Consider the following 12352-nt stretch of genomic DNA (forward strand, 5'->3'; position numbering starts at 1 on the left):
TGTGGGTGGAGCGCCGTCGCGAGGGTTAGGAGAAGGGGTCAAGGTGTGGGTGAAGTACCGACGCGAGGGTAGTGAGAAGGGGGGAGAGTGGGGGGCAGAGTGAAACAAGGCTCCCCGGGGAGGGGGAGCCTTGTTGTTTGGAGGGGCGTTGCGGGGGGGCGGGTCAGGCCGATTCGGTGGAGGGGGTCAGGGTGCGCACCGAGGGGGCGCGGGTGCCGCGGTGGACGGCATCGCGGACCAGGGCCAGGAGCTCATCGCGGCTGTACTGGCCTTTATTGAGCACGTGGTGGACGCGTTTGGTGAGTTTGGCGCGCTCGCGCTCGTTGAGGTCCATGGCGGTGACGACGACCACCGGGATGTCGCGCCAGTCGGGGTTTTCCTGGAGGCGGTCGAGGACCTCGAAGCCGTCCATCTCGGGCATCATCAGGTCCAGGAGGATCAGCCCGGGCATCATGCCTTCCTGGAGGAGTTCCATGGCGACGCGGCCGTTGGGGGCGCTGTTAACGCTCCAGCCGGCCTGAATGACGGTGCGCTCCAGGACGTCGCGGGTGGCGTCGTCGTCTTCGACGATCATCAGGCTGCGCTCGTGGGCGCGGCCCTGACCGAAGGTTTCGAGCACGTTGGTCAGGCGGGCGCGGTCCACCGGTTTGAGGAGGTACTCGGAGGCGCCCAGGGCGTAGCCCATGCTCTTGTTGGAGACGATGGTGAGCATGACGACCGGGATCTGGGAGACCTCCGGGTCGGCTTTGAGGCGGGTGAGGACGGTCCAGCCGTCCATCTCGGGCATCATCACGTCGAGGGTGATGACGTGGGGCTGGAGCTCCCGGGCCATCTCCAGGCCCTCGGAGCCGCTGAGCGCCGAGTTTACGCGGTAGCCCTCGCGGTTGAGGAAGCGGCGCATCAGGGCGTGGACGGTGGGGTCGTCGTCGATGATCAGGACCGAGGGGGCGTCGGCGGGGAGGCGAGGGCCGGGGAGGTCGAGGGCTTCGTCGAGTTCCAGGGGATCGTTGACGGCCTGTTCGACCTTCAGGGGCAGGCGCACCCGGAAGGTGGAGCCTTCGCCCAGGGTGCTGGTGGCGGAGATGGTGCCGCCCATCATTTCGGTGAAATGGCGGGTGATGGTCAGGCCCAGGCCGGTGCCGCCGAATTTGCGGGTGGTGGATTCGTCGGCCTGGGTGAAGGCGTCGAAGAGTTTTTCGAGTTTTTCTTGGGGGATGCCGATGCCGCGGTCCTGGACCTCGAAGACGCACCAGTCGCGGTGGTCGAGGGACTCGCTGTAGATCTGGAGGCGGACGACCGATTTGTGGGTGAATTTGGCGGCGTTGGAGAGGAGGTTAAAGAGGATCTGCCGCAGCTTGGTGTGGTCGACGACCATGGCGGCGGGGGCGAGCTGGGCGTCGACGCTGAAGCGGTTGCCGTTTTTTTCGACCAGGGGGGTGATGGTGGCCTGCACGTTCTGGATGAGATCGGGGAGGTTGATGGTCTCCAGGTACATGTCCATTTTGCCGGCCTCGATCTTGGCCAGATCGAGGATGCCGTTGATCAGGCTGAGGAGGTGGTTGGCGGCGGAGCCGATTTTCTGGAGGTCGTCGAGGTACTCGTCCTGGCCTTCTAAGGCCATCTCTTCGCTGATGAGTTCGCTGTAGCCGATGATGGCGTTGAGCGGGGTGCGCAGTTCGTGGCTGGTATTGGCCAAGAAGGCGCTCTTGGCCTCGGAGGCCTGGAGGGCGGCGTCGCGGGCCTCGCGCAGCTCGATCTCGGCCTGTCGGCGGGCGGTGATGTCGCGCAGGATGACCACGCGGCGCTCATCGACGTCGTTTTCGATGGGGGAGACGGAGAGTTCGACGGGGAAGCGCTCCCCGTCGGCGCGCACGGCGTCGGATTCGTAGAGGGCGCCCTCCCAGGCGGGCAGGCCCACCGGGTCATCGTCGGAGAAGAGGGTCTGGCGCTCGGCCAACTCCTCCTCGGTGGAGATGTCCTGCTGGAGGGCGCTGAGCTCGGGGGGGCGCCCGGAGATGGCCGGGACGATGGCGGAGAAGGGGGAGCTGACGATGGCGCCCTGGGAGTAGCCGAAGATGCGGGCGGCGGCCGGGTTGAGGTCTTCGATCTGGCCGTTGAGGGTGAGGGTGAGGATGCCATCGGCGGCGGTTTCGACGATGGCGCGGGTGTGGGCTTCGCGGCGTTGCATCTGGGTGATCGCCCAGTTTTTGAGGGCCTCGTAGGCCAGGGTCATGCTCAACACCAGCACGTAGAGGCCGGCCAGCACGGTCATCTCAAAGATGATCGACTCGCGCTCCCCAAGCGAGGTGGATCGCTCGGCGCCGGCGAGGACGTTGATGTAGTAGATGGCCGAGGCCGTCAGGCTTAAGACAAGCCAGACGACGCCGGAGCGGATGTTGGCCACCAGGATCGCCAGCATAGGGACCACCGAGAGCCAGAGCAGGGGCGGGGAGCCAAAGCCGGCGACCATGGTCACAAAGAGCATGCACCAGTAGACGTTGAAGGCCAGCCAGTTGCCGATGAAGTGGAAGCTGACGCCCCGGCGTAGCATGGCGATGGAGGCGCAGACGGTGCCGGCGCAGATCATCACGCCCACCCCGCTGAACCAGGTGCTGGAGAGGGCGTACATGATCACCGAGTACACCGGCGCCCAGATGGCCAGGGCCAGGGAGAAGACGATGACGATCTTGGCGCGGAAGGCTTGTTCGGGGGATGCGGAAGCGAAGTTGGGGGCAATGCGTGCGAGCAGCGCGTCGAGCAGGCCGACGTCGGCGGCAGGGTGGGTCGAGCTCATGGTCCGGTACCTCGTAAGCCGGGGCGTTTAGATGATGGATACACAGGAGCGTGTGCGCCGGCTGGGGGCGCACACGCGAGAGCGCGTCGGACTGCGGGCAGCTCCGGGGCTCTCGGTATCAAGCGTGGCAAGTTGTATTCGTACTTCTACCGTCATAACCGGCGGGTGCGCTCCAGGACAAGGGCCGCGAGGAGGCGGGCCTTTTTCTGGAGGTGTTCGACGCGGGTTTTGAGCAGGGTGGGCCAGTCGCGGGCGTCTTTGAGCTGGCCGGTGCGGGCCAGGTGCTGGGTGTGGCGGCGTTTGATTTTTCCGCTGGAGGTTTTGGGGATCGAGCCGGGGGGGACCAGGCGCAGCTTTGCCAGGGCGAGGCCAAAATGGTGCTGGAGGGTCTGGCGGACCTGGCGCTCGATCTGCTCGAAGGGGCGCCAGGTGCCGGGAGAGATCTCACAGACCAGGTGGAGGGCCTCGGTGCCCAGTTCGTTGGGTTCGGTGAAGGCGACGACGCGGGCCAGGCGCAGGCCTTTGATGCGGCCGATCTCGCGCTCGATATCGGAGGGGGCGAAGTTCTGTCCGGCGATGATGATGAGGTCTTTGAGGCGATCGACGATGTAGAGCTCCCCGTCGGCGACGTAGCCGATGTCACCGGTGGGCAGCTCGCCGTGGTGCTCGGTGGGCTTGGCGAAGTAGCCGGGGCTGACAGAGGGGCCGCGCACGCAGACCAGGCCGACGTGGCGTTCGCCCAGGGGCTGGTGGGTGTCGAGGTCGCGGATGATCAGGGTGTGTTTGGGGACGATAAAGCCCACGCTGACTGAGGTCAGAGCGTCGGGGTGGTCGGGGGCGCAGGGGGTGGCGAGGCGTTGGGTAGACCAGGCCGCGCGCTCGATCACATCGAAGCGCACCGGGGTGTTGGGGTGTGGGAAGGCCACGGCCAGGGTGGCCTCGGCCAGCCCGTAGACCGGGAAGAAGGCCTGGCGCTGGAAGCCGTGGGGCTCGAAGCGATCGAGGAAGCGGTTGACGGTGCGGTGGTCGATGGGTTCGGCGCCGTTGAAAGCCAGGCGGACCGAGGAGAGGTCGATGCCCTGGAGCAGGCGCTCGGGGAGTTTCTGGGCGACCAGCGCGTAGGCGAAGTTGGGGGCGACGATGAAGGTGGCTTTAAAGCGGGTGATGCCTTTGAGCCAGCTGTCGGGGCGGGCGACAAAGTCGGCGGGGCGCATCAGGTAGGGGGCAAAACCGACGAAGAGTCCCAGGAGGGGGCCGCCGATGAGCCCCATGTCGTGGAAGAGGGGCAGCCAGGAGAAGGAGCGGTCTTCGGGGGAGAAATGGCCGGCCAGGGTGGAGGCGCGCAGGTTGGCCACGACGTTGCCGTGGGTGACGATGACGCCCTTTGGCGAGCCGGTGGAGCCGCTGGTGTACTGCAGGTAGGCGGTCTGCTCCAGGGGGCGTTGCCAGTCGGAATCGGGGATGGGGGTGTGGCGAGCCTGGGCCAGGGCCCGGGCGCTGTCGAGGAGGGTGGCCTGGCCCAGGCTGTCGAGGTCAAGTTCGTTCCAGCGCTCGCGGTGGTCGGCGACCAGGGCGCGGGGGTCGCAGTCGGCGCAGACCGCGCGGATGCGTTCGCTGAAACTGCGCGAGAGTTTGAGTTCGGTGAGCGGGGGCAGGGGGACCGGGATGGCCCCCAGGGTCATGGCGCCGAGAAAGAAGGCCATGAAGTGCTCGATGCTGTCGAGCGAGAGGATCACGCGCTCTCCGGGGCCCACGTTGTGCTGGGAGAGGGCGGCCCGGGCGCGTTGGACCTGCTCCAGCATCGAGGCAAAGCTCAGCGCCCGGGCCTCGGGGCCGGCGGTGCCCGGGGTGACCTCGAAGAAGGATGTGGCCTCGGGGGTGGTGCGGGCGCGGCGTGCGAAGATCGCGGTGAGGGATTGGTCGGGGGCGGGCAGGTTGGCGAGTACGTGGTCGGGGGTGGCGCCGGCCTGGTCCTGGCGAGTCCAGGCCGGGGAGGGGTGTGCTTCGGAGAGGGGGGCGGTCGACATGGTGTCCTCGGTACCTCGGAGGGCGGTGGGAGGCTCAGGCGTAGTAGGGGCGGTTTTGGTCGATGAACGCGCGGACGGCGTCGAGCATCCGGGGGGAGACCCAGGCCGGGGCTTCGCCGCTGAAGAAGGGGCTGGCGAGCCGGGCCACGGTGTCGGGGCGGAGGTACTCGCAGAGGCTGGTGCGCCCGACCGGGTAGCCCAGAAGTTCGCGGGCGATGACGTCGGCGATGGTGGGGTGGGCGAGCTCTCGGGAGGCCCGGGTGGTCTCGATCAGGTGCAGCAGGTGGAGGTGGATGGCGGCAGCCAGGTGCTCGTTGGGCTCTCCGGGCTCGGCGGCCGGGGTCTGCAGGGCGTTGAGGGCCTGGCGGGTGTCGTGGAGGTTGAGTGCGCAGAGATCGGCGGCCAGCCGGGGGGTGAGTTCGGCCAGGGTGAGGTTCTGGCGCAGGTGGGTCAGTGGCGAGGGGACCATGCCGATGTGGGTGAGCGTGGCCTCGATGTCGGCCACCGAGACGCCTTCGGCCGCGGCGGTCACCAGGGGGCAGAGGGTGGTCAGGAGGAAGCGGTCGCTGAGGAAGCGATCGCGGGCCCGGGTGAAGATCACGCAGAAGCCGGCGGCGTCGAGCCACTCAAAGACGTGGGCCAGGGCGGGGACGGGTTTCTCGGGCAGGCGCAGCTCCAGAAGGGGGCGAGTGCCGGTGCCGGGGGTGAGCTGCTCGGAATCAGCCAGGGAGAGGGCCGGCAGGGGGCGGCGCAGCTCCAGGTTGGGGGAATCGGGCAGGGGAGAGCCCGGGGGGCCGGCGTGGACGGCGATGGTGCAGGCGTCGTCCAGGGGCAGGGGACGCGGGCGGTCGGGGTCGAGCAGGGTGATGGGCAGCGGGGAGTCGAGCGCGGGGGGCGCGGTGTCGGGGTGGTGCACGCGGCGCAGCGGTCGCTGGTGGAGTTCGTGCAGGAGGGCAGAAGCCGCGCCGTCGTCGGCGCCATCGAGTTCGAGGAGGAGATCGCGGCGCGGCGGGGTGCGGCGGACGTGGACCCGTTCGGCGACCTGGCGCAGGTAGAGAAAGGAGCGGGCGGCCTGGGCCTGAGGCTCGACCAGCGTTTCGCCGGCGCGGGTGAGTTCGCGGCGGAAGTCGTCTTCGCAGGGCGGGGCGCCGGCCCGGTGGGCGGCGTGGACCATCAGCTCCAGGCAGCGGGTGTAGACCCGGTGGTACTCGGTGGGGAGCTGCGCGATGCGGGCGCGGGTGTGGGCCTCGACCTGTTCGATGCTGGCGGTGCTTTCGACGACCGGGGTGTGTGGCGAGAGGGTGCCCTGGAGCAGGGCGTCGATGGCGGTCTCAATGGCCGCGGCGGTGTCGTCGATGGGGAGCAGGGCATCGATCAGGCCCTGTTCCAGGGCGCGGGCGCCCCAGAGGCGGTGGCCCCAGAGCAGGAAGCCCAGGCCGTGGTGCAGCCCCATCATTCGGGGCAGGCGCTGGGTGCTGCCAAAGGCCGGGGTGTTCAAGTAATCGGCGATCTCGGTCATGTAAAAGGTGGCGTCGGGGCTGTCGAGCGCCAGGCGCACATCGCAATTGAGCGAGAACTCCACGCCGCAGCCGTAGCAGCTGCCGGTGACCACCGCGATGGTGGGGACCGGGCAGCTGTGGACGGCCTGGTAGGCCTGTCGGAGCAGGGCGGTGAGTGCGAAGATGCTCCCGGGGGATTGCACGGCGCTGGCCAGCATGAGCTGGGCGCCGTTGATGAAGCTGCGCTCCTTGCCGGAGGTAAAGACCACCGCCCGGGTGCGTTCCGGGTTGATGTTGGCCATCAGCGCGACGAGCTCGTGGGCGGCCTGCGCGCTGAAGATATTGACCTCGCTGCCGGGCGTATTCATGCACACCCGGAGCAGGCCGCGATCGTCATGAGAGGCGGTAAAGACGGCGGGCCGGTTCATACGCTCACCACTTGTTCGAGGTAGGCGCAGAGCGAGCCCACGGTGAGATCGGTGGGGTTGGAGGCCGACTCTACCCAGCGGTTTAAGAGGACGGGCTGGCCTACAAAGTGCTCCAACTCCAGGGTGAGCACGGTGATGGTCAGCGAATCGAATCCCAGGTCGAGTAGAAAGGAATGATCTTTGCGGATCGTCTCGGGAAGAGGGTTGGATGCGGCGGCACGTATGGCCTTCTCGACGGTGGCGAAGGTCTCACTCACAGGTCACCTCGGGTGCATGAGCCCAGTCGGGCACATGAGAGTTGGTGGAGCGCGTGTTGGGATCGTTGATGGGTTAAGTATGTAGGGTGTTGAACGTGTTGCAAGGATATTTTTGTATTCTTTATTTGAGGGTTTGGTGCAATTTTTGCGCGGATGGTTTGGGGAGGGGGAATTGATCTTGTCGGGCTCCGGGGATCCGAAGGGTGAGGGAGTTGTTGAAAGGGGATGGATGGTTCGTGAAAAAGTGCGGGGAGGTTTTTGCCCTGTGTTTTGCGGTGGATATGGAATTTGTTGACGGGTGGAAGGTCCGGGTTATACCCTTCGAGTTAAGAACATTCAGGAATGGTTTTTGTGTGTTTAACGCCTCGCTGCGCGCGACAGGTGTAATGTGGTGCTGTGTTTTAGGCGTTGCGTTGCTCCTGACCCGGATGCGCGGGTTCTAAGCTTTGCGTCTGGCCGCCGGGGAGCGGTCCGGGCCCTAAAGCGGTGACGAGCGTCGAGGCGTTCATTGCGCCCGGAGAAGACGATGAGCCTGCCCCCTCAGCCCGCCCTGACCAGTCCGCAGCAGACCCTGCAGTGGCTCACTCGCCCCTACGCCTTTCTGGAGTCGTGTGCCCGGGAGTTGGGGGATGCCTTTACGATCGACTTTCGCGACTACGGTCTGGGGGTGGTGTTCAGCCATCCGGACCATATTCAGGAGGTGCTCGGGGGCGACCCGGAGGTGTTTTTCGGGGGGGCGGGCAACGCGGTTCTCAAGCCCTTTCTGGGGCCTCATTCGCTGCTCCTGCTGGAGGGGGAGCCCCACCGGCGCAAGCGAAAGTTGTTGATGCCGAGTTTTTCCCGGGGACGAGTGCAGGGGTACGGAGAGTTGATCGCCCGGGTGAGTCGGGAGATCAGCGTGACGTGGCCGGTGGATGAGCCCTTTTCGGTGCGTCCGTCGATGCAGCGGGTGGCGTTTCGGTTGATCATTGAGATCGTGTTTGGACCCGAGCGCACCGCGCGCCGAAGGCGGCTCTCGGAGGCCTTTGCCAGCGTGCTGGATGATGATCTCTTTAACCTCGCGCTGCTGGGACGTCAGAAGGGGCAGGCCGGTGCGGGGAGTCGCTGGGAGGCGTTTGAGAAGGCGCTTAAGGAACTCAGTGAGCTGATCTACGAGGAGATCGCTGAGCGCCGCGCTGTGCGCGGCGCTCAGCGGGACGACATCCTGGCGATCCTGCTGGAGGCCCACGACGAGGAGGGCCAGGCCATGAGCGATGAAGAGATCCATGGTGAGGTGCTCACGCTGATGGCCACCGGCCATGAATCGACGGCGACCGCGCTGGCGTGGGGCATCTACTGGCTGTTGAGCTCGCCACAGGTTTACGCGCGGGCGCTGCGGGAGGTTGCCGCGTTGGGGCCCCAGGCTGATGCGCAGGCGTTGGCCGGCTGCGACTATTTAGAGGCGCTGGTGAAAGAGATTCTTCGGCTGACGCCGGTCATCCCGGTGATCGCCCGCCAGGTGCAGCGCCCGGTGAGGATCGGTCCTTACACCCTGGAGCCCGGGATGGTGGCGATGCCGGCGATCTATCTGGCTCATCGTCGCCCCGATGTGTACGACGAGCCGGAGCGCTTCCGTCCGGAGCGCTTTCTGGAGCGCACTTACCGTTCTCATCAGTTCTTACCCTTTGGGGGCGGGGTGCGTCGTTGCATCGGGGCGCGTCTGGCGATGTATGAGATGAAGATCGTGCTGGGGACGATTCTGCAAAAGGTTCATCTGGAGTTGCTCGATCCCGAGGCGGTGCGTCCGGTGCGTCGGATGGTGACGATCGCGCCCTCGGGAGGCACCCGGGTGGTACGCCGACCGGAGGTCATGGCCTGAGGGGGAAAGGGCTTGATTTGTTTTCGAAAAGCCTTCACTCTCAAGAGGTAACCAAACGATACATTTTAGTGGGTCGTCGGTGGGACGGTCCGGTCGGTCGTGTAGGTCCTGTGGCCCCTGTGGATGCGTACTGAGGAGGACGAAATGTGGAAGCGAGTGATCAGCCGTGGATCTTTTGCCGTGGTGGTGTTGGCGCTGATGGGCGCGAGCTCTCTGGCGTTTGCCCAGGGCCCGGGACATGGACACGGGCATGACGAGGATGAGGCGGATGAGCCGATCTGCCGCTCCATCAGCGCCTCGCTCAGCGCGACCTTTTATACGGAAGGTTGCGACAGTCCGGTGGGCATGTGCACGGCCGGCGACCTGCTGCAGCGGGGACGACGCGTGGTCGGTCAGACCAATTACGTAGCTGACGGGGTCGGCGGTGGTGCGATCGGTGAGGATAGTATCGTGTTTCCGCCGGTGGAGCCGGGCTCCACCTGGAGCTACGCCGGGGTGCTGCGTTTGATCACGCCGCTGGGGGAAGTGCAGAGCAGCGATATCGGGGTCTTTGATACCGCCGGCGGCAGCTTTACGGAGCTTAACCGGGTGACCGGGGGCACGGGGATTTTTGAAGGAGCGACGGGCACCTTCTTTATCAACGGGACATCCTTTCCGGATGGGAGTGGCTTTGAGGCCGACATCACCGGTGAGGTCTGCGTGACCAGTCGGCGCGCAGCCGGCCAGCTGCGGTGGGTGTTTTTGCCCTGATCCCTGGTGATCGCCCGCGTAACAACAAAAGACGCCCCCGGAGCGAGCTCCGGGGGCGTCTTTTGTTGGCCGGGAGGCGTGTAGCCCGGGGGAAGACGCTTGAGGAGAGGACGGCGTTCAGTGGCCGAAGACCTGCACCCAGTAGGTTGTGAAAGGGGCGCCGGGGGGAGGGTCATGGAGTCCCACACCGATGTAGCGGGCGTCGGGGTTCATCAGCACCCGGCAATGAGCGTCGCTTTCCAGCCACCCCTGCACCAGGGCCGGACCCAGGCGGAAGGTTGCCGCGATGTTTTCCCCCACGGGCTGGCCGTTAAAGCCGGCCCGCGCCGCGCGGTCGGTGAAGTCAGAACCGTCGCTCCCGGTGTGGCTGAGGTGGTCCATGGTGGCCAGGTCGCGGGCGTGAGCCGCGGCGGCCTGAGCCAGCATGCGATCGGCCGCCACCGGGGCCACTGCGGGCATCACGCCGTACCGGCCACAGGTCTGCTGGCGAGCGCGGGCGTGGTTGGTCGCCGCGATCACCTGTTCAATACGTTGGTGGGCGGGGGGAAGAGTGGCGTCTTCAAACTCCCAGCGATCCGCGGCTGTGGAGGGCTCGGAGTCAGGAACGCAGGCGCCGGCGATCACGCCCAGAGTGATACATAATGTAAAGAGCGTCGGGAGGTTGAAGGCGCTTCGTGGTGAGGCGGCGCGCATGGCGGGCTCTCAGCGGGAGGGGGCGTGTCGCGGAAGATCGAGGGTGAAGGTTGAACCTTTGCCCGGGGTGCTCTGCAGGTGGACCTGGCCGCCGAGGCTCTCGGCATAGGAGCGGACGATCCACAGTCCCAGGCCCATGCCTTTGGTCTGGCGGCTGGAGATCACGCGTTCGAAGCGACCGAAGATTCGCTCCACATCGGCCGGCGCGATCCCCTCGCCGCGGTCGATGACGGCGAGCTGAGCGCGCCGGGCATCGGCGTGGATGCGGAGTTCGATGGGATGACCGCCGCCGTACTTGATGGCGTTGGAGAGCAGGTTGGTCAGGATGTGGTCCAGGCGTTCGAGATCCCAGACGCCTTGGACGCTCTCGGGGGCGATCAGGCTAAGTTGGCAGCCGGCGTCTGCCAGGGCCTGTTCAAAGCGTGAGAGCACGTCGCGGGTGATCTGGCAGAGGTCGCAGGGTTCAAGGGAGGGGGCGAGCCCGCCGTCGATGATGCGGCTGACGTTCATCAGCTGATCGATGAGGCGATCCAGACGGTTGACCTGCCGATCGATGGAGCCCAGCCGGCTGACGACCATCTCGGGGGTGAAGGTCTCCGGACTTCGTGTGGCGAAGCGGCGCAGCATTTGAGCGTGCAGCTTAAGTGTGCTCAGGGGAGTGCGCAGCTCGTGGGCGGCGATGGCGATGAAGGTATCGCGAGCCTTGACCGCTTCGTCGAGCTCGGCGTTGGTGCGGGTCAGGGTGTGGTAGAGGCGGGCGTTCTCCACCTTCATGGCGGCGTGTGAGGCGATCCATTCCAGGAGGGCCAGGTCGGTTTCGTCGTAGGCCAGCGTGGTGGTGTGGCGCCCCATCAGGAGCGCCCCGATGCACTTGCCGCCGGAGGTGATCATGGGCGCGGCGATCAGGCTATGGATGTCGATTTCCAGCGCGACGTCGCGCTCTCGGGGGAGGTGGGGCTCTAAGAGCCGGGGGTTCCAGCGTGGGCGAAAGTAGTACTCACGTCGGGCGATGATGCGCTCGATGAGTCCATCGCCGGCCCGGGCGTCGCCGGTGGTAAAGGTGCGGTGCAGGGCGGCGAGTGCCTCGGGGTTGGGATGGAAGGCCGCGGCCGGGTAAACGCCCTGCTGGGGATCGACCAGGTAGACGATGCAGAGGTCAAAGATCACATCCGCGGTGGCCCGGGCCAGTCGCTTGAGCAGGGTGGTCGGGTCGAGTTCGGTGTTGGCCATCGCCCGGTAGAAGCGAATCTTGGCGTCGGCTTCGGTGCGCTCGCCAAGCTCCTCGGAGCGGTCATCAAGACCTTCGGAGGCTTTCTCCAGAATAGGATGCGAGGGGTGGTCGGCCATACAAACTCCACAAGACAGGTGGCGTGCGACCGGCTCAGTGTAGCAGAGCGCTCCGGGAGCGAAAGGCCACGATCGTGGAGGCCGGAGTGATGAGGGCGTTTTGGGGTTGCCGCATCGAATGCCACGCTCTAATAATTGGGCCCACGATCCCCTCGGAGGGAATGATTCCTCCCCGGGGGAACGATGATTGTGGGGCAGCACTGAGTCGACGCTGCTCCTTTTTTTTGAAAGACGACTCGAAGCTCGGAGGTGCACGTGAGTTCGCAAAGTACCAAGACCGGTTCAGGCCGACGCGCGCCCACGTCCGTCTCGGACACCGCTTCGGGGTCGGGACCGATCCAGATCGAGATCCGTGGCCAGAAGTTGACCATTCGAAGTGATCGCGAGGCGACCTTCGTACGCAGTCTGGCGCGATATATCGACCATAAAGCTGAGGAGCTGCAGGCTGCCGCTCCCAGCGCGCCTTTTGATAAATTGATGATGTTGGCCAGCATGACCGTGGCCGAGGAGCTCTTTGAGGCTCGCGACGAGTTGCATCGCATGCATACGCAGCTCAGTGAGACGACCGAGACACTCCTGGACTTGATCAACCAGGTCGAGGAGGCCTGAAGGCGCGATCGAAGCAAGCTCCCATCCCCAATCGAGTGTCTGAGTGCGACCGAGGCTTTGAGCTCGTCCAGCGGCGCATGTGCGCCTGCC

General features: G+C 65.9%; 9 protein-coding genes. 3 read left to right on the forward strand and 6 right to left on the reverse strand.

The features are described 5' to 3' along the window. Positions 1–163: 163 nt before the first annotated feature. The 4 genes from DL240_RS15975 to DL240_RS15990 all read right to left on the reverse strand — a co-directional run bounded on the left by DL240_RS15975 (position 164) and on the right by DL240_RS15990 (position 7005). Positions 164–2794, reverse strand: coding sequence for a response regulator (locus DL240_RS15975; RefSeq protein ID WP_111730905.1), 2631 nt, complete (start codon positions 2792–2794; stop codon positions 164–166). A gap of 152 nt (positions 2795–2946) precedes the next feature. Next, a complete protein-coding gene (locus DL240_RS15980; RefSeq protein ID WP_111730906.1) occupies positions 2947–4821 on the reverse strand; it encodes an AMP-binding protein in 1875 nt (624 codons plus the stop codon). Between the two features lie 34 nt (positions 4822–4855). Beyond that, positions 4856–6748 (reverse strand): enoyl-CoA hydratase/isomerase family protein, encoded by a 1893-nt coding sequence (locus DL240_RS15985; RefSeq protein WP_111730907.1) that lies wholly within the window; start codon positions 6746–6748, stop codon positions 4856–4858. After that, positions 6745–7005, reverse strand: coding sequence for an acyl carrier protein (locus tag DL240_RS15990; protein ID WP_111730908.1), 261 nt, complete (start codon positions 7003–7005; stop codon positions 6745–6747). Before DL240_RS15990 ends, DL240_RS15985 begins: the two co-directional genes overlap by 4 nt. A gap of 526 nt (positions 7006–7531) precedes the next feature. On the opposite strand from DL240_RS15990, the gene DL240_RS15995 reads away from it, so the two are divergent. Continuing rightward, positions 7532–8863, forward strand: coding sequence for a cytochrome P450 (locus DL240_RS15995; protein ID WP_111730909.1), 1332 nt, complete (start codon positions 7532–7534; stop codon positions 8861–8863). Positions 8864–9007: 144 nt separating this feature from the next. Then, positions 9008–9613, forward strand: coding sequence for a hypothetical protein (locus DL240_RS16000; protein WP_111730910.1), 606 nt, complete (start codon positions 9008–9010; stop codon positions 9611–9613). 117 nt (positions 9614–9730) lie between these two features. Here the strand turns inward: DL240_RS16000 and DL240_RS16005 are convergent, their stop codons facing one another. Together DL240_RS16005 and DL240_RS16010 are read right to left on the reverse strand one after the other, a co-directional pair. Beyond that, the gene (locus DL240_RS16005) at positions 9731–10306 is read right to left on the reverse strand and encodes a CAP domain-containing protein (RefSeq protein ID WP_111730911.1); all 576 of its coding nucleotides are present in this window, start codon (positions 10304–10306) and stop codon (positions 9731–9733) included. Positions 10307–10315: 9 nt separating this feature from the next. Further along, positions 10316–11653 carry a GAF domain-containing sensor histidine kinase gene (locus DL240_RS16010; protein ID WP_111730912.1) on the reverse strand — a complete coding sequence of 446 codons (1338 nt, stop codon included), beginning with the start codon at positions 11651–11653 and terminating at the stop codon, positions 10316–10318. 255 nt (positions 11654–11908) lie between these two features. Here DL240_RS16010 and DL240_RS16015 point away from each other — a divergent pair, with 255 nt between their 5' ends. Further along, positions 11909–12262 carry a cell division protein ZapA gene (locus tag DL240_RS16015; protein WP_158542637.1) on the forward strand — a complete coding sequence of 118 codons (354 nt, stop codon included), beginning with the start codon at positions 11909–11911 and terminating at the stop codon, positions 12260–12262. Positions 12263–12352: the final 90 nt, after the last annotated feature.

The sequence above is a fragment of the Lujinxingia litoralis genome, from assembly GCF_003260125.1.
Taxonomy (GTDB): Bacteria; Myxococcota_A; Bradymonadia; order Bradymonadales; family Bradymonadaceae; genus Lujinxingia; species Lujinxingia litoralis.

Coding starts and splice junctions, on each gene's coding strand:
- DL240_RS15995 (WP_111730909.1), top strand. CDS start 7,532: ATGAGCCTGCCCCCTCAGCCCGCCCTGACCAGTCCGCAGCAGACCCTG.
- DL240_RS15985 (WP_111730907.1), bottom strand. CDS start 6,748: ATGAACCGGCCCGCCGTCTTTACCGCCTCTCATGACGATCGCGGCCTG.
- DL240_RS15980 (WP_111730906.1), bottom strand. CDS start 4,821: ATGTCGACCGCCCCCCTCTCCGAAGCACACCCCTCCCCGGCCTGGACT.
- DL240_RS16005 (WP_111730911.1), bottom strand. CDS start 10,306: ATGCGCGCCGCCTCACCACGAAGCGCCTTCAACCTCCCGACGCTCTTT.
- DL240_RS15975 (WP_111730905.1), bottom strand. CDS start 2,794: ATGAGCTCGACCCACCCTGCCGCCGACGTCGGCCTGCTCGACGCGCTG.
- DL240_RS16000 (WP_111730910.1), top strand. CDS start 9,008: ATGTGGAAGCGAGTGATCAGCCGTGGATCTTTTGCCGTGGTGGTGTTG.
- DL240_RS16010 (WP_111730912.1), bottom strand. CDS start 11,653: ATGGCCGACCACCCCTCGCATCCTATTCTGGAGAAAGCCTCCGAAGGT.